Genomic DNA, 18,088 nt, shown 5'->3' on the forward strand with positions numbered 1-18,088 from the left:
CGTTCAGGCCTTGAGGTAGTCCGATTTTCCACCGAACCAGCGCCCGGCGTGCCGCTCGGCCAATTGCGGATGGCGATCGAGCATCATCGGCGCCATCTCGCGCGCCCAGGACAGCAGTTCGCCGTCGGTGGCCAGATCCGCGAAGCGCAGCAGCGGCGCACCCGACTGGCGCGCGCCGAGGAACTCCCCCGGCCCGCGGATTTCCAGGTCGCGCCGCGCGATCTCGAATCCGTCGGACGTCTGCGCCATCGCCTTCAGGCGCGACCGCGCGGTCTCGCCCAGGCGCCCGCTGTCGCCGGCGGAAAACAGCAGGATGCACGCCGATGCCGCGGCTCCCCGGCCCACGCGGCCGCGCAGCTGGTGCAGCTGCGAGAGCCCGAACCGCTCGGCATGCTCGATCACCATGAGCGACGCATTGGGCACGTCCACGCCGACCTCGATGACCGTGGTCGACACGAGCACGCCCATCTGCCCGCTGGTGAAGAGCTGCATCACCGCCCGCTTCTCCGGGACGGGCATCCGCGAATGCAGCAATCCCACCATCACGCCCGGCAACGCGGCGCCGAGGCTCTCGTGCGTGGCGGTCGCATTGGTGAGGTCGAGCGCCTCGCTTTCCTCGATGAGCGGACACACCCAGTACACCTGCCGTCCCTGCGCGAGCTGCGACCGGATGCGTTCGATGACCTCGTCGCGCCGCGCATCCGCGATCAGCTTGGTGACCACCGGCGTGCGCCCGGGGGGCAGTTCGTCGATCGTGGACACGTCGAGGTCGGCGTAGTAGCTCATGGCCAGCGTCCGCGGGATCGGTGTCGCGGACATCATGAGCAGGTGCGGCTCCTGTTCATCGTGCGTCATCTTCGCCCGCAGGGCCAGGCGCTGCGCGACGCCGAAGCGGTGCTGCTCGTCGATCACCGCCAGCGCCAGCCGCTTGAACTGCACCTGCTCCTGGATCACCGCGTGCGTGCCCACGACGAGGGCAGCCTCCCCGTTGGCGATGAGCGCGAGCATCTCCGCGCGTTCCTTCTTCTTCTGGCTGCCGGTGAGCCACGCGACGCGAAGGCCCCGCGGCGCGAGCAGCGGCTCCAGCCATCCGATCAATTTCCTGAAATGCTGCTCGGCGAGGATTTCGGTGGGCGCCATCAGCGCGCATTGCCAGCCGGCGTCGATGGCCACGGCCGCCGCGATCGCCGCGACGATCGTCTTGCCTGAGCCGACATCCCCCTGCAGCAGGCGGTGCATGGGCACGGACCTCGCGAGGTCGCGCGCGATCTCGTCGCCCACGCGCCGCTGCGCCGCGGTGAGCTGGAACGGCAGGGCCGCGAGCAGCTGCTCGTGCAAACCGTCCGGCTTCGCAGGCAGTGCGGGCGCGCGCAGCGCGGCCCGTTCGCGCTTGCTCTCGAGCTGCGACAGCTGCTGGGCGAGCAGTTCCTCGGCCTTCAGGCGCTGCCAGGCGGGATGGGTCCGGTCTTCCAGCGTGGCCAGGGACACGTCGGGCGCGGGCTGGTGCAGGAAGGCCAGGGCCTCGCGCAGGTCCCACAGATGCGGCCTGAGCGCCTGGGTGACGCCGGGAGGAAAGGTATCGGACAAGTCGGCGCGCGCGAGGCCGCCGAGCACCGCCTTGCGCAGGTAGGCCTGGGGCAGCGTGGCGACGGTCGGGTAGATGGGGGTCAGTGCCGTCGGCAGATCGCCCCCCGCGGGCCTGAACGTGGGATGCGCCATCTGCCAGCCGAGAAAGCCACCCTTGAGCTCGCCGCGCAGCCGGATGCGGCTGCCGACCGCCAGCGCCTTCTGCTGCGAGGGATAGAAATTGAAGAAGCGCAGCACGCAGGTGTCGCTGCCGTCATCCACCGTCACCACCAGCTGCCGCCGTGGCCGGTACGCAATCTCGCAGGCGGTCACCGTCGCCTCGATCTGCACGGACTCCCCTTCGCGCGCATCGCGCAGCTTCACGATGCGGGTCTCGTCCTCGTACCGCAGGGGCAGGTGAAGCGCGAGGTCGATGTCGCGCGCGAGGCCCATCTTCAACAAGGCTTTCTGGGGCGCGGACAGGGCCGGGGCGGCGGGCATGGGACAATTCTGCCTTCTCCCATCCCCCCAACTTGGCACGGGTCCGTCCAACCCTCAAGCATGCGCACCTTCACCACCGGCGATTTCGATTTCGCCCTGCCCCCCGAACTGATCGCCCAGCACCCCGCACCGGAGCGAAGCGCCTCGCGCCTGCTCGACGCCACGGGGGACGCTCCCGCCGATCGCATCTTCCGTGACCTTCCCGCGCTGCTGTCCCGCGGCGATCTCCTGGTCTTCAACGACACCAAGGTCGTGAAGGCTCGGCTCTTCGGCGAAAAGCCCACGGGCGGCAAGGCGGAACTCCTGATCGAGCGCGTGCTGCAAGACAACGAAGCGGTCGCGCACGTGAAGGTGAGCAAGAAGCCCCCGGTGGGCACGACACTCGCGATGCACGGGGGATTCAGCGCCACGCTCCTCGGGCGCTGGCCCGATGCGGATGGGCCGCTGTTCCGGTTTCGATTCAGCGAGGACCCCTACGCGCTCATGGAGCGGCACGGCCACGTGCCCCTGCCCCCCTACATCGAGCACGGCGACACCGCGGAAGACGAGCGGCGCTACCAGACCGTCTTCGCGCGCAACCCCGGCGCAGTCGCGGCGCCCACGGCGGCGCTGCATTTCGACGAAGCGCTGCTCGCCGAGCTAGAGGCCCGCGGCGTGCAGCGCGCGAGCGTCACGCTGCATGTGGGCGCGGGCACGTTCCAGCCGATGAAGACCGAGAACATCGCGGAGCACCGCATGCACAGCGAGTGGTACGACATCCCCGCGGCGACGCAGGACGCGATCGCGCGGACGCGCGCGGGCGGCGGGCGGATCGTCGCCGTCGGCACCACGACGGTCCGCACGCTCGAATCCTGGGCGGCCACCGGCATCGCCAGCGGCGACACCAGCATCTTCATCACCCCGGGCTTCGAGTACCGCGTCGTCGACCGGCTCATCACCAACTTCCACCTGCCGCGCTCGACCTTGCTGATGCTCGTGAGCGCCTTCGCCGGCTACGACCGCATCATGGCCGCGTACCGCCATGCCATTGCGCGGGGCTACCGCTTTTTCAGCTATGGCGACGCCATGCTGCTCGATCGCCTTTGATACCGACCTCATGCTCCACTTCGAACTCCTGAAAACCGACGGCCACGCGCGCCGCGGCCGCCTCACGCTCAATCACGGCGTGGTCGAAACGCCGATCTTCATGCCCGTGGGGACGTACGGCACCGTCAAGGGCGTCACGCCCCGCTCGCTCGAGGAGATGGGTGCGCAGATCATCCTGGGCAACACCTTCCACTTGTGGATGCGCCCGGGCCTGGACGTCCTGAAGCAATTCGGCGGCTTGCACCGCTTCGAATCGTGGAGCAAGCCGATCCTCACGGACTCCGGCGGGTTCCAGGTGTGGAGCCTAGGCGAGATGCGCAAGATCAGCGAGGAAGGCGTGAAGTTCGCCTCTCCCGTCAACGGCGACAAGCTGTTCCTCACGCCCGAGATCTCGATGCAGATCCAGACCCTGCTGAACAGCGACATCGTGATGCAGTTCGACGAGTGCACGCCCTACGACACCAAAGGTCACGTCACCACCGAGGCCGAGGCGCGTGTCTCCATGGAGCTGAGCCGGCGCTGGGCGCTGCGCTGCAAGGACGAATTCGCGCGGCTGGAAAATCCCAACGCCCTCTTCGGCATCGTGCAGGGCGGCATGTTCGAGCACCTTCGCGAGGAATCGCTCGACGCCCTCGTCGAGATGGACTTCCCCGGCTACGCGGTCGGCGGCGTCAGCGTCGGCGAGCCGAAGGAGGAAATGCTGCGCATCATGGCGCACACGCCGCACCGGCTGCCGGCGGGCAAGCCGCGCTACCTGATGGGCGTGGGCACGCCGGAAGACCTGGTCGAAGGCGTGGCCCAGGGGGTGGACATGTTCGACTGCGTCATGCCCACGCGCAATGCGCGCAACGGCCACCTGTTCACGCGTTTCGGCGACTTGAAGATCCGAAACGCCAAGCACCGCACTGACGAGAGACCGCTGGACGAAACGTGCACCTGCTACACGTGCTCGAATTTCTCACGCGCGTACCTGCATCACCTGGAGCGCTGCGGCGAGATGCTGGGGCCGATGCTCGCCACGATCCATAACCTGCATTACTACCTGAACCTGATGCAGGAGGTGCGCGACGCGCTGGAAGCCGGCGCCTTCGCCGCATTCGTGGCGCGATTCAGGCAAGACAGGCAACGAGGCGTTTGATCCATGGGTGACCGCGAATCGAAGTACGTGACTTCTTCCCGGCCGGTGAATCTGCGGACAGCCATGCGGGACGCCGCGCCGCCCGACCCGCCCGTCAATACCGTGCTGCGCGACCGCATTGCCGCGGCGCAAGCCAGGGCACGCCTGGGAAGTCCGTTGGCGGAGCAGGTTCGTTCGCGCGCTCCCGATGCAACGCGGCTTCAGCCAACGGCTATCGCCGCTGCCCTCTTCGCCACGGCCTGCGGTGCCGCAGCACTCTTCGCATTGATCCAGGGCTTGCCGCTGGCGGGAATGGCTGCGGGAGCGGGCGTGATCGCCGGCTGCTTCCTGGTGTGGCACGCACAGCGCAGGCCCCCGCGAGCGCCGGCGGGCGAAGCACCTCCACTGTTCGACCACGCCAGTCTCCAGGCGCTCGACCGGATGCTGGCCGAGGTCGCCGTGGAAATCCCCGAGCACATCGCCTTGCAGCTGGCGGAGTTCAACCGGATGGTTGTTCGCCTCTCAGGTCAGGCCGCGGTCGCCGATGGCGAATTCACCCTGGAAGACCGCATGTACATCACGGAGTGCGTGCGCCGCTACCTGCCCGACACGCTGCAAGCCTACCTCGCGATCCCGTCGGATCGCCGCGATGCCGTCTTGCTGGAGGGCAACCGGAGCGCGGCGGACCTGCTGGCGCAACAACTCGAGTTGCTGAGAGGCGAACTCGAACAACGCGAAGCCAGGCTCGCAAGAAGCGCCGCCGATTCGCTGTTGCGGCAACAACGCTTCCTGCAGGCGAAGCGAAAGCCCTGAGGATCAGGCGGCCGCGCCCGGCTGCGTTTTCACGGTGCCGCTGCCGCGCGCCATCAGGTCCGCTTCGTGCCTGTCGCGCACGGTCTTGGCCAGCGTGAACGTGGAGCTGACGAGGAACAACCACGCCACGATCATGTAGTTCTTCTGCCATGCCGGGATGTTCATGCGGTAGAGGCCCCAGCCGGTGAGCGCGATGGCGGCGGCGAAGGCGACCCACACCGACATCACCCAGGCGGCGGTATCGACCTGGCCATCGCGGTTGTCGCGCAGGGTCTTGGCGACGGTGAAGCTCGCGAACAGGCAGAAGAAGAGCCCGATGGCAAGGAAGGCACGGTCCAGTTCCTGACCCGGCAACTGGATCACGCCGGCACCCGCGGAAAACAAGGCGATGGCGAAGGACGCCCACACCTGGAGCCGCCAGCCGTGGGTGTCGCGTTGCATGATGTATTGGGTAGCCATGATTTTTTCTTTCTGTGGGGATGGATCGATGGAATGCGGCGTTCAGAGGGCGACGGGCCCGGCCAGGGCCGCCGTGGCGGCCTCGCGCGCCTGACGCTGGCGCGTGCGATCGACGTACTGGTCGGCCTTGGCAATCTGCTCCTTGATGATCGTGTTGTTCTGTCCCATCACCTCGATCGCCTTGGTCCGGAAGTCGTCCATGGCGTCCATGGCCTTGAAGGTCTGGTCGAACATCTCCTGGAGCTTCTCGATGCCGATCATCGGGTTCTGGGCGAATTGGGTCGTCCTTTCCACGTGCGTGTTCAACTGCCGGCCCGTCTCCGCGATCAGGCCCTCGATCGACGCGTTGACGCCCTGCAGCATCTCCATCGTCGCGATCTGGTTGCCGGTCGCGCGCGCCACCGTCTGCGCCACGGCCAACGCGCTCATGCCGGTCGTGGCGATGCGGCTGCACCCGTTCATCATTTCGCGGCCTGTCTTCTTGAGCACGTCCAGTGCAAGGTAGCCGTTGGTGCACACGGCCTGCTGCGTCAGCATGTCCTGCAGGTTCTGCCGCGCGTAGAAGAGAACTTCCTGTTCGAGCGCCTTGGCGCGCGCGGCATCGGTGGACTTCAGCGCTTCGACCTTGTCATGCAGGCGCTCGTCCAGCGTCGCCGCGAAGTGAATCGCCGCGGCCAGCTTCTGCATGGCTTCCCACAACTTCGCCCGCGTCGCCTCCAGGTCGACCACATCCCGCTGCATGTCGTCGCGCGCCGCGTACAGCTGCTGCATGCTGGTCTGGAGCTGGCCCGAGGCGCCCTGGTACTTGCGGAAGTAAGCCTGCAGCTTGTTGCCGTAGGGAATCAGCCCGAGCAATTTCTGCGGCTGGAACAGGTCGCCTTCCTTGCCCGGGTTCAACTGGTCGAGGTGGGCGCGCATCTGCTGGATCGCCTTGAATGCGCTGCTGTCCTCGACCCCCGCAAAGTTGCGCTGGAGGAGACGCCCCTGCATAAGGCCGGACGCCACGGACACCTCCTCGCGGCCCAACGCGAACGCGCTATCCAGCCGGGCCTTGAAAGCCTCGCTCTGCACGTCCTCGTGGAGCAGGCCGTCCATGAAGCGGTCGACCTGGTCCTCCACCGCGGCCTTGGTGTCCGGTTTGAGCGGCATCACGGACTTCGCGGCTTGCTCCCCGATGGGAAAGATGACTTCGGGTGGCGTGAGCCGGAATGCCGATTCCGGACTCGTGATGGGCGCGGGCCCGCTTTCTGTGGACACAGTTCCTCCTCCTTGGTTAAGAAAACGCAGCGGGCGAAGTCAGCCCGAGGCCAGCAGGCGTGCGACGGCGCCCTGCAGCACGGCAGGCTGCACCTGCGATGCGGGCACCGCCGCGCCGACGTTCAGCCCGACCCGGCTGAACATCCCGCGCCGGAACGGCCGCACCATGGCGCCGCCCTCTTCGATGCGGCTGAAATACGAGCCCCACAGGTTCGTCAGCGCCATCGGAATGACAGGCACCGGCTCCCGCTCCAGGATCTTCATGATCCCGCCCTTGAATTCCTGCAGGTTCCCGTCGCGGGTGATCGCGCCTTCCGGGAAGATCGCGAGCAGGTCGCCTTCCCGCAGCACCCTGGCCGCCGCATCGAATGCGGCCTCGTACGCCACCGGGTCTTCATTGCGTGGCGCGATGGGGATCGCCTTCGCCAGCCTGAACAGCCAGCCCAGCACCGGGACCTTGAAGATGCGGTGGTCCATGACGAAGCGGATCGGCCGGGGGCTCGCGGCCATCAGCAAGATGGCATCGACGAAGCTCACGTGATTGCACACGAGCACGGCCGCGCCTTCCGTCGGGATGTTCTCTTCGCCCTTCACGTCGAAGCGGTAGGCGAAGCGGGAAGCCACCCACGCGACGAAGCGCAGCAGGTATTCCGGCACGAGCATGAAGATGTAGAAGGCGACCACCGCATTGGCGAGCCCGACCAGCAGGAAGATCTGCGGGATCGTCATCCCGGCGCCGAGCAGGGCGCCCGCGATGACGGAACTCGCGATCATGAACAGCGCGTTCAGGATGTTGTTGGCAGCGATGATGCGCGCCCGGTGCGTGGGCTGGCTGCGCAGCTGGATGAGCGCGTACATCGGCACGCTGTACAGGCCCGCGAACAGGCTGAGTAGCGCCAGGTCCGCCATGACACGCCAGTGCGCGCCGATGCCGAGGAATTGCGACAGCGTGAGGCCCGACGCCGGTGGAAGCCCGCGCGATGCGAAGTACAGGTCGACGGCAAACACGCTCATGCCGATCGCGCCGAGCGGCACCAGCCCGATCTCCACGTGGCGGCGCGACAGCACTTCGCACAGCAGCGAGCCCGTGCCGATACCGATGGAGAACACCACCAGCAGCAAGGAGGCCACCTGCTCGTTCCCGTGCAGGACTTCCTTCGCGAAGCTGGGGAACTGGCTGAGGAATACCGCGCCGAAGAACCACATCCAGCTGATGCCCAGGAGCGAGCGGAATACAACCAGGTTGCCGTGCGCGAGCTTGAGGTTGCGCAGCGTCTCCGTCACCGGGTTGAAATTGACTTTCAGTCCCGGATCGGTGGCAGGCGCCGACGGGATGAACTGCGCGATGCCGCGCCCGACGATGGCGAGCAGCACGCAGGCGATGGCGACGTCGCGGCGGCCGGTATCGGGGATGGCGACGATCAACCCGCCGACCACGTTGCCCAGCAGGATGGCGACGAAGGTCCCCATCTCCACCATGCCGTTGCCGCCCGTGAGTTCGCGCTCGTTCAGCACCTGGGGCAGCAACGCGAACTTCACCGGCCCGAAGAGCGTGGAGTGCAGGCCCATGAGGAAGGTGCAGAGCAGGAGGATCGCGACGTTGTCCGTGGCGAAGCCGGCGGCCGCGATGATCATGATCGCGACCTCCAGGTTCTTCACGAAGCGGATCATGGTCGTCTTGTCGTACTTGTCCGTGAGCTGCCCGCTGGTGGCCGAAAACAGCAGGAAAGGCAGGATGAACAGCGCGCCGATCACGAGGCCGGCCATCTTCGGCTCCAGCCAGCCGACCTGCAGCTGGTAAGTCACCATCACGGTGAAGGCGAACTTGAAGAGGTTGTCGTTGGCGGCCCCCGCGAACTGCGTCCAGAAGAACGGCGCGAAGCGCCGTTGCCGCAGCAGCGCGAACTGGTTGGGGTGCTCGCCGGCCGGTGCGGCAGCGACGCCTTGGGCGGTACGCGTTGTCATGAATTGGTTTCCATAATTCGGGTTACATTCTGCCTTGGTTTGCAAACAGGTCCAAGTGCGGACAGGACAGGGAAGGCAGCGAGAGCCGCGAGCATGTGCTTGATCGTGTGGCCAGACACTGCACCACCCGTGAGCACGAACACCTCGTGGTCGGCCACTTCGAACATTTTGCCCAGCGCATAGGCGGCGATCACCCATGCCCAGCGGATGGGAAGGGCGGAGTGCCGCGCGTTCGCACCATGAAAGGCCACGACGAGGAGCATGCCCCCGAACTGGATCACGGCCCAGGGCCCTGCGTCACCGGAACTCGATGCGTGCAAGGCTGCGGCCGGCGCAGCCCACAGCACGACGAAAGCAAGCAGAGCGCCGGCGCGTTCGCTGACGCGATTTGCGGCTGCCAAACCCAGCAAGCCGGCAAACGCGACGGACATTCCGATGCGATCCACAGCCAGGCTCTCGTCGTCCGGCTGCAGGTGATACCAGCTCGACGCGAAGGCGGTGAAAACCAGGCCGGCAAAGAACAGGCCGGCCAGTGCGCGTTCCGTAACACGGGCGCCGGAGCCCGCCCGTGCGAGCGAAAGCAGGCCAGCCACGCCCATCACGGCGAAGGGGAGGTTCGACAGAACATCCCCGGCGAACGGGATTCCCCCCAGGGCGCGCGCATCGGCGAAATGGTGATATCCGGCAGGTAAGGCCACAGCGGGCCCAAGCAGCGCGAAGAGCGACATGCAGGCGACGGCGGCTAGCAAGGCGAGCTCCGCTTTCGAAAGACGAGACATCATGGAGATTCCTTTCATCGACGAACGCGCCGACTATGCGCAGCCGCCCCGCTCGAAGGGCGCGCAATTGGGCTAAATTCCAGCATCCCTCCACCTCGGGTATCGCCTGCCGATACCACCCCTTCATGAGCACCACCGCAGATCTCGTCACCCTCCTCAAGAAGGAATTGAAGTCCGCGCAAATGACCTACGCCGATCTCGCGGTGGCCCTCGGCATGGCCGAGTCCAGCGTCAAACGCATGCTCGCCAAGGGCGACATGCCGCTGTCCCGCATCGACGCGATCTGCCGCGCGCTGAAGATGGATTTCGCGGAACTGGCGCGGCGCGTCGCGGATGCGCAGCCCCTGCTCAAGGAATTGACGCAGGAGCAGGAGCGCGCCGTGGTCGCGGACAAGAAACTGCTGCTCTGCGCGATCTGCGTCCTCAGCCAATGGACGCTGGAGCAGGTCACGGGCACCTACCGCCTGAGCGAAGCCGAGTGCGTCAAGTACCTCGTGCAGCTCGATCGCATCGGCATCATCGAGCTGCGCCCGCTCAACCGCTACCGGCTCAAGCTCGCCAAGACCTTCCGCTGGCGGCCCCACGGGCCGGTGATGAACTATTTCCGGGAAAACGCGTTGCTCGATTATTTTTCCGGCGGCTTCGACGGGCCCGGTGAGGGGCTGCTGCTCGTGCACGGTTCCGTGAGCCGCGGCCTCGCCCCGTCTTTCCTGGAACGCATGCAGCGCGTGGCGCAGGACTTCGCGCAACAGCACCAGGCGGACCAGCGCATGCAGGAGAAAGACAAGGAGGGCTACACGCTGCTCCTGGCGATGCGCAGTTGGGAATTCGAGGCGTTCACGGCCTTGCGCCGTTGAACCCGCGCGTCAGATGAGGCTACCCGGCCCGGTTTCCAGCACGCGTGACGGCACGAGGTCGTCGCTGCTCTCGCTCACGAAATCCTCCTCGGGCTCATCGGCATCGAGGTAGTTCAGGCGCGCGCGCATGCTTTCGCGGTCCATCGTTTCCGTGAGATGAGAGAAGCGCGCCTCGCGCTCCGGTTTCTGGAGCAGGCGCTTGAACTCCACGCGCATCACGTTGCGCGTGCGGATCCAGTAGTCGGCGCGGCGGGTCTGGCGCGCACGCTTCTCCGGCGACAGCGCGGTCGCGGCAAGCTTCTCGTCCGAGTTGAGCGGAACCACGACCCAACCGCGCGGCCCGGGCTTGCAATCGAAGTGATCCCACAGCGCGTCGTAGCTCGCGAAGACCCGCTGCCCCGAGTCCCGGTTGCGCTTCTTCAGGCGATAGCTCCAGTGGTGCAGCCGGTGCGCCGCCGGATCGAGCCCCACCAGATGCAGATTCCAGTAGCGCGCGAGTTCCTGCGCGACGCGCACCAGCAGCACCGCCGGCTTCCATCCCTGCAGCGCCTGGTTCAGCTCCATGGGGCTCAGGCGCTGCACCGGATGCCGTTGGCCGCGCACGCCGCCGATGACGAGGCAGGCCTTGTCGTCGATGCGGAACCGGCTGAAGGCCAGCACCGCGATCTCCATCGGCTGCGCCCTGTTCTGCACGTCCGCGGCGCGCTGCAGGGTCAGCGTGAGCAGCATTTCGCCCTCCGGGCTTTGCAGCGGCGCCGGCTCGAGCTGCAGGCGCATGTAGTCATAGCCGCGCGGCGCCGTGAGTTCGACCAGCTCGAGCGCGCCGCCGGAGGCGATCTGCTCGAAGGCCGCGCGATGGAACGCGGTTTCGAGCCAGTCCATGTGGTCGATCAACTGCACCACGCGCTCGCTGAAGCCGGTGCCGAGCTTCACGTAGGGACGGATGGCCCGCAGGTAGTGGGACCGCAGGTCTTGAACGACACCGCGCGAATGCAATTCGCAGGCGACCGCCATCCATCGCTTCATGGCGGGTGCATGCCCGAAAGTCGCGCGCAGCGACCGCCACACCATGCGCGCACGCGACGTCCCGCCACCGGCGGCCTCGGGCCGCCACGCCCATTTCATCGCGTCCCAGATGCCCGGGATCTGCTTGAACGTACTTGCCATGTCTACCTGAATACCGTGAGGACGCCCGTATAGCCGTAGAGGTGATCGCGCGCAATTTCCCCACCCGCGAAAAACCCGACCAGGGGCACGTCGCCGAGCGCACGGCGCACGATCTGCAGTTCCGCGCTGGGGCCGCCGAAGTGCGGGCCGCCGCGCCCGGCGCAGCTCACGTAGATCGCCCCCGCGATGCGGCGGTCCGCGCTCGGACCGGCCAGCGCTTCCGGCGCCGCCAGGGCAGCGGCGACGGGAAGGCTCATCTCTTCGGGCTCGAGCTCTTCGCGGATCTCGGCGCAGATGCGGATCAGGTCCGCGCGGGCGGCTTGCGCGTCGCGCCGGCAAAAGGCCATGCGCATGCCGGCCTCGACGTGATCGGCCACGGCCACGCCGCTGCGATTCGGGTCGAGCCCGATGATGTGGCGCACCAGCACGTCCGCGCCGAAGTTGCCGGTGCGCGCGACCGCGTCGCTGCCCGGTTGCGTGAGGCCCACGAGCGTGGCGCGCAGCAACGCCATCGCCTCCTGCGGGCGGTCGAGCGAAATGCCGGTATCGCGCAGGAGCACGTCGAGCGCGGGTTCGCCGTCGAGTTGGGTGATCACGTTGCCGTCGGCCCCCGTGATCACGCGCTGCGGCGCGACCGGCTGGCATCCCTGGGTGACGCGCGACACCAGCGAGATGCCCTCGCCGAACGCGACCCCGGAGAGCCCGCCGCGAAACACCCCGCCGGCCGCCCCATGGCCCTTGATATTGCCGTTGCCGCCGACAGCGAACTGCACGGCGTCGGTGCGGCTCGCCGCGAGGCCCCCGAAGAGGTAACCCGTGGCCGTGCGTTGCGCCATCTCCGCGACCAGCTCCGCCACGTCGGGCGTGCGAGCGTCGGCATGCACGAGCGCCGTGTGCGGCTCGAAGCCCATGCCTTCGCCCACGCCGAGCGGCGCGACGCCCGAGAAGACGCGGTACTGGTCGGTGGGGAGCTCGCACAGCATCACCGCGAGCGCGGGCTCGTCGAAATACTCCACGTTGGTCGAGGAGATGCCCACGCCCACGGTGCCGGACCAGTCGGTGATCTCCGGCAGCTCGGCGCCCAGGTGGTCGAGGATGTCCTGTGCGTGCCCGGCGTAATGGTCCGTGATGTACAGCAGGCCCAGCGTGGGCGAGCGAGCGTAATCGTGCAGCGCCATCTGGGCGCGCACCTGCGCCAGCACCAGGCCGGCGGCCATCTGCCATTGCGGGTGCGTCGCGTGACCGAAGGGAAAGAGCTTCATGGCGTCAGCGCGATGCCGCTTTCTTCGCGGGAGCCCGGGCGGCGCGCTTGGCAGCCGGCTTGCGCTTGCCGGCCATCGAGCCGGTCGCGGCTTTCGCCATGCCGGTGGCGGTTTTCATCGCCTCCTTCGCGACGCCGGTGGCCATGTTCTTCGCGGTGTCCATGGCGGTCTGCGCTGCGGCGTCCTTCATCGCGGATGCGGCGATCTGCTGGAACTGCTGCGTGAGCGCGCCCCACCACTGCATCGGATCGACCACGCCGGCCGGCGCGTTCCCGGCGCCCTTCCCGGACTTGCGCGCGGCACGAGCCTTGTCGACCGCACCGGTGGCCGCGTCCGTGATCGTGCGCGCGGTGTCCGCGGCCTTTCCCCCGGCCTTCTGCACGCCGGTGAACACGGTGTCGGCTGCCTTCAACTTCAGCGCGTTGGCGACGTCGCCCATGTTGAAGTTCATGCCCTTGAGCGTGGCGAGGGTCATCTTCTGCACTTCGAGCGCCTGGATCGTCGCGCCGAGCGCCTTGGAATTCTGGTCCAGCCAGAAGTGCACGGCCTTGAGCTCCTGCAGGCGCTTGTCGAGCTCCTCCACGTTCAGGGTCGGCGCGATCCAGTTGGAAAGGTTCGGCATCTGCGGCAAGGTCTGCGACGCGCCCTTGGCGATGTTCTGCAGGAAGTCGAAGCCCGGGACGAATTTGCCGAATCCGAAATTCTCGTTGTCGCTCATGGCCGGGCTCCGCAAAGGGTGGGGGTGCGCCACAGCTTATCCCAATCGCCGCGGCACGGCCATGCCGCCCGCGTCAGTGTTTGTGTCCTTCCATCGGCGCGGTGCCGGCGACCCCCGGCGCCTGCGCGGCGACCGGCACTTTCAGCTCGAGCTTGCTCTGCACGCCTTGCGCATTGCGGAAGGTGAGCGTCATGGGAACCGTGCCTCCGGCGGCGAGCGGCTGCCTGAGTTCCTGCAGCATGACGTGGTAGCCGCCGGGGGCCAGCTCGAGCGTCTGGCCCGCCTTCAGCTCGAGCGCGGCAAGGGGGCGCATGCGCATCACGTCGCCGTCCATCTTCATCTCATGGACATCCGCCGTGCCGGCGGCGGGCGATTCCACACCGACGAGCTGCACGGCCTCGCGCGCTTTCAGCCGCATGAAGGCGCCGGTCGATTGCTGTCCGGGGACGGAGCTGCGCACCCACGCGCCTTCGACCAGCGGCTGCGCCCGCAGGGCCGCAAATTCGCGCTTGCCCAAAACGGTGAGCAGCACCGCAGGCGTCTTGAGGCTCGCGGCGGAGGTCCCTTCTGGGGGGACCTGCGACCAGTCCATGCTGCCTTTCTCGCAGGTCTGCAGCACCTTGAACCACACCGCGCCGGCCTTGGGGGGCGCCATACCCTCCAGGACGAATTGCGCGCGCTCCTTGTCGCCGGCTGCCGCATCGGCGGCGGCGGTCCAGCTCACCGTCCCGCCTTTCGATTCGAGCGTCCAGCCGGGACGCGGCTGCGGCCGGGCACCGCGGAAGGCCGCCGGCACCTGCACGGCGATGCGCTTCGTCGGCGAGCCGTCGCAACCGTGGCCGACATGGAAGACAGCCCGGTAAGGCTGGGCGGCTTGCGCCTGCGAATCCTGGAGGGAAACATGGGCGAGCGCGCCGTCGCTCGCCATCAGAACGGCGGCGGCAAAGAAGGAGAGAGCGAGTGTTTTCATAGGTCGTACCGAAGTTCAGCGCTGTAGGTCCGCTGGGGATAGGGATGGAAGTTCCAGTAGTTGTAGTTGTTGAGGTTGTCGATGCCAAATGCCGCCGACACCGTCTTCGTGGCCTGCCAGCGAACCCGCGCATCCACCGTGAAGTACCGGCTCGCGCCCTGGTAGGCGAAGCCGTTCGGGTCGGAGTTGTCCAGGGTGCTGTACTGCCGGCCGCTGTAGCGCGCCGCGAGCGTCCAGGACCACTGCGGCGAGCTTTTCCAGGTCGCCACGGCGGACGCGCGCCAGCGCGGAATGCGAGGCTGCCAGTGACCCATGCTCGCGGGAAAGTGGGTGTTCTTCGCGATGATAGAGTCGGTCCAGGTCAGGCTGGACGAGAGGTCGAGGCCCCGGATCGCGACATCGGCGGCCTGGTGCGAAAGCTCGATGCCGCGGGTGCGGATCTCCTCGACGTTCTGGATATTCGTCACGTTCGGCGAAATGGCCACATTGGTCTGCGAATACAGCGCATCTTTCGTCCGCTCGAAAAAGGCGGTGAGGCGAAGCAGGCCGTCGCCCAGGTCCCGCTCCGCCGTGAGCTCGCCGGTCCATGAGCGCTCCGGCCGCAGGTCGGGGTCGTTGTTGACCAGCACGCCGGCCGCGTTGACGCCGCCCTGGTAGAGCTCCGACACCGTGGGCATGCGCACGGCGCGACCGGCGGATGCCTTGAGGACCCAGCGCTCGTCCGCCTGCCACGCCAGCGCGAGCTTGGGCGACACATGCGTCTCCGCGCGATCGGCCTGCGCCACCGAGACGAGCGCATTCGACGTGCTGCCCCCGAAGGCGTTCCAGCGCTCTGCGCGCAGGCCGAGCACCGTCTTCCAGCCAGGCGCCAGGCGCCACGTATCCTGCACATAGGCGCTGGTGAGCCGCGTGTTGCCGGCGAATGCCTGGTTGCGCGCACCGGGTGCGCCACCGAGCCAGTCGGCCGTCGCGTTCTCGATGGTGCGGAGCGCATAGGCGTCGCGCTGCAGTCCCATGTCGACGACATGCGCGCCCTGCCTGCCGTCCGGGCGCCAGGTGCCCTTGAGCGCCATCGTCGTCCATCCCGTGCCGTGCATGTCGACGATGCGCCCCGCGCCACCGGAAGCGGCGGCGGGGTAGGCGGCCGCCGGAGCCCGCAGCCGATCGCGCGCGTAGTCATAGCGGCTGAAGGCGGCTTCCCAGTCCCACACGCCGTGCGTATGGCTCTTGATCGACAGGCCCTGCATCAGGTGGCCGAGGTCTTCGTTCGACGCCGCGAAGTCGGCAGGCACGAGCGTGTAAGCGCGGCCCGCGATGTTCACCGCCCCGGCATAGACCGGGTGGCCCGCCGCATCGCGCAGGTACGTCTCCGGCCGGCCTTCGCTGACGTTGCGCCACCAGCCCGCGGTGTAGGTCGCGCGCAGCGTCGGCGAGAACTCGTAGGCCAGCCGCGCGGTGAGCTGGTCCTGAACGGACCGGTACTGCGTGCCCGTGCCGAGGATCGACCAGTCCTGCCCGGCGCGGTTGCTGCCGGGCACGGCGCCCGTCACCGGCACGCCGGCGCTCCCCGCCACGCCCTGCGCGGGCAGGCGCGTCGCGAACGTGAGCGGCTGGCCCTGAGCGTCCCCCCGGCTGGCCGCCAAGCGCCAGGACCAGTCGCCGCTGCGGTTGCCGAACGACGCGCTCGCCTGGCGTCCGTCGAACGGCCCATCCGTCGCATACAGGCTGAACGCCTGGTGCGTGTAGCCCACCCGCGCATGCGCCTCGAATGCACGGGGCATGCGCGTGACGAAGTCCACCACCGCGCCGGCCGAATTGCCGGGATAGGCGGCGGAGAAAGGCCCGTAGAGGACGTCCACGCGCTCGATCGCCTCGGGCGCCACCAGCATCCAGCGCGGCGCGAACGCCGCGCCGTTGCCCAGGTAGTTGGACAGCAGGATGCCGTCCGCATAGACCATCGAACGCGCGCTGTTGCCGGTGCCGGAAGCCCGGGTGGACAGCACCGCATGGTTGTAGTCGCCGGTGTAGCGCTTGCGCACGAGCAGGCTCGGCAGGTACTTGATGGCGTCCTCGCTGTCGGTCGCGTTGATCGTCTGTTCGATCTGCGCGCGCGAGATGCCTTCCACCGTGGTGGGAATTTCGGTGGGCAGCGACGTCGCCTGCCCGCCGGTGACGGTCACCGTGCCGAGCGAGCGTTCCGGCGCGGGCACCGGGTCGTGCGCGGCGGCGGCGAATGGAAGCGCGGCGGCGATGCCCGCGGCGATCCGGGAAGCAAACATGATGACTCCGGCAGAACCATGAACCACCCGTGCCGCCGCAGGCGGACACGGGCACGCTTCAGATGGCCAGGGCGTGCGGAGGCCCGCGGGCAGGCAGGGCTGGTGCGGTCAGGGCCGCGATACGCGCGGCCGGAATCGATTGAACCGAATGACCCAGAGGCTGCGCTTGCGCCACCCCGGCCACGGAAACCGGCGGCGCCATCGACGGCGCGCACAAGGGGCAATCGAGCGTGTGGCCCGCCGCAGCGTTGCCGGGCTCTCCCTTGGCCATCATCTTCACGGTGCCGCCCGCGGAGCAGATCAGCTCCACGCCCTGCGGGTGCACCACGGGCGCGGCCACGGCGATGCCGATGGACAACGCGAACCACGCCAGCACGAGGCGGGCGAGGAAGGCAGCGTTGCGCAGGGCTTGCATCCCCCGGATTATCGCCGGGCGCTCAAAACCTGGGCGCGCGCCGCTCACGCAGGGAGGCGATGCCTTCCTTCACGTCCGGCCCCGCGAAGCCCATGAACTCGAGCGCGAGCGAGGTGTCGAACGCCGGCCCGGCCTGCCGCAGCCAGTTGTTCAGCGAATACTTCGTCCAGCGGATCGCGCTCTGCGAGCCGCTCGCGAGCTTGTCCGCCACTTCGTAGGCCTTGTCCAGCAGCTGCGCGTCGTCCACCGCGAGGGACACGAGCCCGATGCGCTCGGCCTCCTCGCCGCTCACCGGCTCGCACAGCATGAGGTAGTACTTCGCCTTGGCCATGCCGCACAGCAGCGGCCAGACGATGGCCGCATGATCGCCCGCCGCGACGCCCAGCCGGGTGTGGCCGTCCACGATCTTCGCGGTCCTCGCGGCGATGGAGATGTCGGCCAGCAACCCGGCGACCAACCCCGCGCCGACCGCGGGGCCGTGCAGCGCGCTCACGATCGGCTTGTCGCAGTTGATCACGTTGTAGACGAGGTCCCGCGCTTCCTTCCACACCCGGGAACGCACTTCGAAGTCGCGCGCCATGTCCTCCACGAGCGCGAGGTCGCCGCCGCCGGAGAAGCCCTGCCCCTCGCCGCGCAGCACGACGCAGCGCACCTCGTCATCGTCGTTGGCGTCGCGCCAGATCTGCGCGAGCTCGGCGTGCCCGTCATGTCCCGCCGTCGGGAGCTTGCCGTTGGTCGCGCGCATCTGGACGTCGAGCACGGAGTCGCCGGGGCCGCGGCGGGTGATGGACAGGGTGCGGTAACGGGCGTAATCCATGGGTGGCACTCGCAAGAAAAGGGGTGCGCAAGCTTAACCGGGGGGCTTTTCCGATGCGGC

At 67.9% G+C, this 18,088-nt stretch carries 16 protein-coding genes; 4 read left to right on the top strand and 12 right to left on the bottom strand.

What is annotated here, in order from left to right:
• Positions 1-3 precede the first annotated feature (3 nt).
• Complete coding sequence (recG, locus tag I5803_RS12205) at positions 4-2,067, bottom strand: ATP-dependent DNA helicase RecG (RefSeq protein ID WP_196986622.1); 2,064 nt, start codon at positions 2,065-2,067, stop codon at positions 4-6.
• 60 nt (positions 2,068-2,127) lie between these two features.
• Between recG and queA the strand changes: the two genes are divergently transcribed.
• Genes queA through I5803_RS12220 form a run of 3 tightly spaced genes read left to right on the top strand, consistent with a single transcriptional unit; the run spans position 2,128 to position 5,083 of the window.
• Positions 2,128-3,153 (top strand): tRNA preQ1(34) S-adenosylmethionine ribosyltransferase-isomerase QueA, encoded by a 1,026-nt coding sequence (gene queA / locus I5803_RS12210; protein WP_196986623.1) that lies wholly within the window; start codon positions 2,128-2,130, stop codon positions 3,151-3,153.
• Between the two features lie 10 nt (positions 3,154-3,163).
• Positions 3,164-4,291, top strand: coding sequence for a tRNA guanosine(34) transglycosylase Tgt (gene tgt, locus I5803_RS12215; protein ID WP_196986624.1), 1,128 nt, complete (start codon positions 3,164-3,166; stop codon positions 4,289-4,291).
• 3 nt (positions 4,292-4,294) lie between these two features.
• Positions 4,295-5,083 (top strand): hypothetical protein, encoded by a 789-nt coding sequence (locus I5803_RS12220; protein ID WP_196986625.1) that lies wholly within the window; start codon positions 4,295-4,297, stop codon positions 5,081-5,083.
• Positions 5,084-5,086: 3 nt separating this feature from the next.
• On the opposite strand, the gene I5803_RS12225 is transcribed toward I5803_RS12220, so the two are convergent.
• Genes I5803_RS12225 through I5803_RS12240 form a run of 4 tightly spaced genes read right to left on the bottom strand, consistent with a single transcriptional unit; the run spans position 5,087 to position 9,546 of the window.
• Entirely contained in the window at positions 5,087-5,542 is a 456-nt protein-coding gene (locus I5803_RS12225) for a YiaA/YiaB family inner membrane protein (RefSeq protein WP_196986626.1), read from the bottom strand.
• A 42-nt stretch (positions 5,543-5,584) separates the two neighbouring features.
• On the bottom strand, positions 5,585-6,799 hold the full coding sequence (locus tag I5803_RS12230; protein WP_354001657.1) for a toxic anion resistance protein: 1,215 nt from the start codon (positions 6,797-6,799) through the stop codon (positions 5,585-5,587).
• 39 nt (positions 6,800-6,838) lie between these two features.
• Positions 6,839-8,764 carry an MFS transporter gene (locus I5803_RS12235; protein WP_196986627.1) on the bottom strand — a complete coding sequence of 642 codons (1,926 nt, stop codon included), beginning with the start codon at positions 8,762-8,764 and terminating at the stop codon, positions 6,839-6,841.
• Positions 8,761-9,546, bottom strand: a complete 786-nt coding sequence (locus tag I5803_RS12240; protein WP_231402398.1) for a hypothetical protein — start codon at positions 9,544-9,546, stop codon at positions 8,761-8,763. Before I5803_RS12240 ends, I5803_RS12235 begins: the two co-directional genes overlap by 4 nt.
• Positions 9,547-9,668: 122 nt before the next feature.
• On the opposite strand from I5803_RS12240, the gene I5803_RS12245 reads away from it, so the two are divergent.
• The gene (locus I5803_RS12245; protein WP_196986628.1) at positions 9,669-10,400 is read left to right on the top strand and encodes a helix-turn-helix domain-containing protein; all 732 of its coding nucleotides are present in this window, start codon (positions 9,669-9,671) and stop codon (positions 10,398-10,400) included.
• A 9-nt stretch (positions 10,401-10,409) separates the two neighbouring features.
• Here I5803_RS12245 and I5803_RS12250 read toward each other — a convergent pair whose 3' ends face one another.
• The 7 genes from I5803_RS12250 to I5803_RS12280 form a co-directional block, all read right to left on the bottom strand.
• Entirely contained in the window at positions 10,410-11,567 is a 1,158-nt protein-coding gene (locus I5803_RS12250; RefSeq protein WP_196986629.1) for a DUF535 family protein, read from the bottom strand.
• Positions 11,568-11,569: 2 nt separating this feature from the next.
• A complete protein-coding gene (locus tag I5803_RS12255) occupies positions 11,570-12,829 on the bottom strand; it encodes an FIST signal transduction protein (protein ID WP_196986630.1) in 1,260 nt (419 codons plus the stop codon).
• 4 nt (positions 12,830-12,833) lie between these two features.
• A complete protein-coding gene (locus I5803_RS12260) occupies positions 12,834-13,547 on the bottom strand; it encodes a PhaM family polyhydroxyalkanoate granule multifunctional regulatory protein (RefSeq protein ID WP_196986631.1) in 714 nt (237 codons plus the stop codon).
• A gap of 73 nt (positions 13,548-13,620) precedes the next feature.
• Complete coding sequence (locus I5803_RS12265) at positions 13,621-14,517, bottom strand: copper chaperone PCu(A)C domain-containing protein (protein ID WP_231402399.1); 897 nt, start codon at positions 14,515-14,517, stop codon at positions 13,621-13,623.
• Entirely contained in the window at positions 14,514-16,796 is a 2,283-nt protein-coding gene (locus I5803_RS12270) for a TonB-dependent receptor (protein ID WP_196986632.1), read from the bottom strand. Before I5803_RS12270 ends, I5803_RS12265 begins: the two co-directional genes overlap by 4 nt.
• Positions 16,797-16,854: 58 nt before the next feature.
• On the bottom strand, positions 16,855-17,211 hold the full coding sequence (locus I5803_RS12275) for a DUF2946 family protein (RefSeq protein WP_196986633.1): 357 nt from the start codon (positions 17,209-17,211) through the stop codon (positions 16,855-16,857).
• Between the two features lie 22 nt (positions 17,212-17,233).
• A complete protein-coding gene (locus I5803_RS12280; protein ID WP_196986634.1) occupies positions 17,234-18,028 on the bottom strand; it encodes an enoyl-CoA hydratase/isomerase family protein in 795 nt (264 codons plus the stop codon).
• Positions 18,029-18,088 lie beyond the last annotated feature (60 nt).

This window comes from Caenimonas aquaedulcis (assembly GCF_015831345.1).
Lineage (GTDB): Bacteria > Pseudomonadota > Gammaproteobacteria > Burkholderiales > Burkholderiaceae_C > Ramlibacter > Ramlibacter aquaedulcis.

What these genes read in the sequence shown, in the direction of transcription:
- recG (WP_196986622.1), bottom strand. Translation starts at nt 2,067, where the DNA reads ATGCCCGCCGCCCCGGCCCTGTCCGCGCCCCAGAAAGCCTTGTTGAAG.
- queA (WP_196986623.1), top strand. Translation starts at nt 2,128, where the DNA reads ATGCGCACCTTCACCACCGGCGATTTCGATTTCGCCCTGCCCCCCGAA.
- tgt (WP_196986624.1), top strand. Translation starts at nt 3,164, where the DNA reads ATGCTCCACTTCGAACTCCTGAAAACCGACGGCCACGCGCGCCGCGGC.
- I5803_RS12220 (WP_196986625.1), top strand. Translation starts at nt 4,295, where the DNA reads ATGGGTGACCGCGAATCGAAGTACGTGACTTCTTCCCGGCCGGTGAAT.
- I5803_RS12225 (WP_196986626.1), bottom strand. Translation starts at nt 5,542, where the DNA reads ATGGCTACCCAATACATCATGCAACGCGACACCCACGGCTGGCGGCTC.
- I5803_RS12235 (WP_196986627.1), bottom strand. Translation starts at nt 8,764, where the DNA reads ATGACAACGCGTACCGCCCAAGGCGTCGCTGCCGCACCGGCCGGCGAG.
- I5803_RS12240 (WP_231402398.1), bottom strand. Translation starts at nt 9,546, where the DNA reads ATGATGTCTCGTCTTTCGAAAGCGGAGCTCGCCTTGCTAGCCGCCGTC.
- I5803_RS12245 (WP_196986628.1), top strand. Translation starts at nt 9,669, where the DNA reads ATGAGCACCACCGCAGATCTCGTCACCCTCCTCAAGAAGGAATTGAAG.
- I5803_RS12250 (WP_196986629.1), bottom strand. Translation starts at nt 11,567, where the DNA reads ATGGCAAGTACGTTCAAGCAGATCCCGGGCATCTGGGACGCGATGAAA.
- I5803_RS12255 (WP_196986630.1), bottom strand. Translation starts at nt 12,829, where the DNA reads ATGAAGCTCTTTCCCTTCGGTCACGCGACGCACCCGCAATGGCAGATG.
- I5803_RS12260 (WP_196986631.1), bottom strand. Translation starts at nt 13,547, where the DNA reads ATGAGCGACAACGAGAATTTCGGATTCGGCAAATTCGTCCCGGGCTTC.
- I5803_RS12265 (WP_231402399.1), bottom strand. Translation starts at nt 14,517, where the DNA reads ATGAAAACACTCGCTCTCTCCTTCTTTGCCGCCGCCGTTCTGATGGCG.
- I5803_RS12270 (WP_196986632.1), bottom strand. Translation starts at nt 16,796, where the DNA reads ATGTTTGCTTCCCGGATCGCCGCGGGCATCGCCGCCGCGCTTCCATTC.
- I5803_RS12275 (WP_196986633.1), bottom strand. Translation starts at nt 17,211, where the DNA reads ATGCAAGCCCTGCGCAACGCTGCCTTCCTCGCCCGCCTCGTGCTGGCG.
- I5803_RS12280 (WP_196986634.1), bottom strand. Translation starts at nt 18,028, where the DNA reads ATGGATTACGCCCGTTACCGCACCCTGTCCATCACCCGCCGCGGCCCC.